Annotated in this window: 1 protein-coding gene; it reads left to right on the top strand. The window is 43.3% G+C overall.

Features of this window, described 5'->3' with window-relative positions:
• The coding region (locus HWQ42_RS00485; protein WP_292808358.1) for an AAA family ATPase at positions 1-2,930 on the top strand (2,930 nt) is incomplete at its 5' end.
• Between the last annotated feature and the right edge of the window lie 38 nt (positions 2,931-2,968).

Genomic DNA, 2,968 nt, shown 5'->3' with positions numbered 1-2,968 from the left:
TTGGTAAATCTGCGTTAGTGCAAGAAATCTATAAACCAATTACCCAAAAGCGCGGTTATTTCACCTCGGGTAAATTCGATCAATTTCAGCACAATATTCCCTACAGCGCGATCGCCCAGGCTCTGCAAAAATTGTTACAACAACTGCTGGGTGAACCAGAAGAACAATTGCAGCAATGGCGATCGCGTCTACTCACAGCCTTGGGCAACAACGGACAGCTCATCGTTGATGTAATTCCTGAAGTAGAACTGATTATCGGCAAGCAGTCACCCGTTCCAGAAGTGGGAGCCACGGAAGCTCAAAATCGCTTCAATCGCATCTTTGGGCAGTTCATCCGAGTATTCTGTTCAACAGAGCATCCACTCGTGATCTTTTTTGATGACTTACAATGGGCAGATTCAGCCACACTCAGATTAATTGAGCTAATCATGCTTGACGAGCAAACCCAATCCCTGTTTTTGATTGGAGCATATCGCGATCATGAAGTGACTTCATCCCATCCATTGACAGTCCTGTTGGAGCGATTGCGAAAACAAGGATCAGTGCTTCAAGAAATCAATCTAGCACCCTTAACACTAGAGCCATTAAGCCAGTTGCTCGCCCAAACGCTGCATCAAAACACTGACACTGTGCATTCCTTAGCTGAATTGGTGTTGCGTAAAACGAAGGGAAATCCTTTTTTTGTCAACGAATTTTTGCGAATGCTGCATCGCGAAAATCTATTGACCTTTGATGCGACACGCTTAAGCTGGCAATGGAACATGGGACAGATCCAAGCCCAGAACATAACTGATAATGTGGTGGAGTTGCTACTGCTCAAGTTGCAGAAACTACCAGAGGGTACTCAGCAAATACTCCGCTTAGCCGCTTGTGTCGGGGCAGAATTTGATTTAGAGACGTTGGCGCTCGTTTGTAAGCAATCCCCTCAAGCGATTTCTCTAGATTTGCTGGCAGCGATTCAAGCGGAATTGATTCAGCCTCTTTCTGAATTAGATGAGAACTTGTTAGTTCAAGAGTATAAATTCTTGCACGATCGTGTGCAGCAAGCTGCCTATGCCTTGATTGATGAGTCGCAAAAGCAAATTATTCATCTTCAAATTGGTCGTACTCTGCTTGAAAAGACATTGCCAGAGCGCCAACCAGACCGATTATTTGAAATTGTCGATCATTTAAATCATGGAATTGAGCTTGTTACATCTCGACCCGAACGAGATGAGATTGCTAAATTGAACTTGATGGCAGGGCAGAAAGCAAAAGGGGCGATCGCCTACAGTACGGCGCAAAACTATCTAGCTACAGGAAGAGCATGGCTAACCGCTTCTAGTTGGCAAACAAACTATGACCTGACCTTAGAATTATATCAAGAAACAACAGAAGTCGCGTACCTTTGTGGCGATTTTGAACAGGTGGAATACTGGGCAGCGATCGTTTTACAAGAAGCTAAAACGATTCTTGATAGCGTGAAAACCTACGAAGTCAAAATTCAAACCGATACTGCACAAAACCAACCCCTAAAAGCAATTAATACGGCATTTCAAGTTTTGCAACAATTGGAAATCAATTTCCCCAAAACGCTTAGTCAATCAGATATTCATCTTGAACTAGATACAATCATCGGTCTCTTCCATGAGAAAGAGGTTGAGAGCTTGATCCATTTACCAGAGATGACTGAACCGGACAAGCTAGCGGCGATGAAAATCCTATCAAGCATTACGATCGCTGCCTATGTTGCGGTTCCTAATCTAATGCCTCTGCTTGTGACTAAACAAGTAAGCTTATCAATTCATTACGGTAATGCTGTTGTATCTCCCTTTGCCTATGCCACCTTTGGGTTAATTCTTTGCGGAATGATCGGAAACATCGAGGCTGGCTACCAATTTGGACAGCTTGCTCTACGGCTGTTGTCACAGCCTCGTACCCACACACTCAGAGCTAGAACATTGCTGTCCGTTAATAACTTCATCATCCATTGGAAAGAACATGCTAGAGAATTATTGAAGCCATTACTGGAAGGCTATCACATTGGGCTAGAAACTGGAGATTTAGAGTCTGCCGCCTACTGCGCTTATACCCACTGTTTTCAATCCTACGCCAATGGAAAAGAACTCGCAGAAGTTGAACGCGATATGGCGATCTATGGCGAAGCAATCCATCAAATCAAACAGGAAACGGCACTAACTTGGAATCAAATCTTTCGACAGGTTGTCATAAACTTAATGGGACGCTCGACTAGCCCAACTCAACTTATCGGCGAATTCTACAACGAGGAAAATGAACTGCCAAAATATGAAGCAGCAAATGATGGAAGTACTATCTTTACTGTACATTTCAACAAACTTTGCCTATGCTACCTCTTTTCTCAATATGCTCAAGCCGTTAAAAATGCAGCCCTAGCAGAAACTCATTTGATCCGACTAACAGGTGCCTTCCTTCAGCCTTTGTACTATTTCTATGATTCTCTAGCAAGACTCGCAACCTATCTTGATAGCAGTACTCAAGTGCAGGAGGAAATTCTCAAGAAAGTTGCAGTTAGTCAGGACAAGATGAAGCAATGGGCACATTATGCACCCATGAATTATTTGCACAAATATCATTTAGTTGAAGCAGAAAAAGCACGAGTCTTAGGTCAGTTGCTTGAGGCAGAGGACTTCTACGAGCAAGCGATTCAAGGGGCTAGAGAAAACGCATATATTCAAGAAGAAGCGTTAGCCTATGAATTGGCTGCCAAGTTCTATCTAGGGCGAGGTCGAGAAAAGATTGCTCAACTATACATGAAAGAAGCTCATTATTGTTACGAAGGTTGGGGAGCAACCGCAAAAGTCAAGGATTTGGAAACGCGCTATCCCCAGTTCTTTGCCCAGTCGTCGCGTGTAAATGCTCCTTTAATCCTGACCACAGTTGGAACTACCTCTAATATCATGTTCGGATAATCACTTATGATAAAAGTAGGGATGAAAACGATGAACTA

The organism is Nostoc sp. JL23 (genome assembly GCF_017115065.1).
Classification (GTDB): domain Bacteria; phylum Cyanobacteriota; class Cyanobacteriia; order Cyanobacteriales; family Nostocaceae; genus Nostoc; species Nostoc punctiforme_A.
This window is presented reverse-complemented; position numbering and strand designations above follow the sequence as displayed.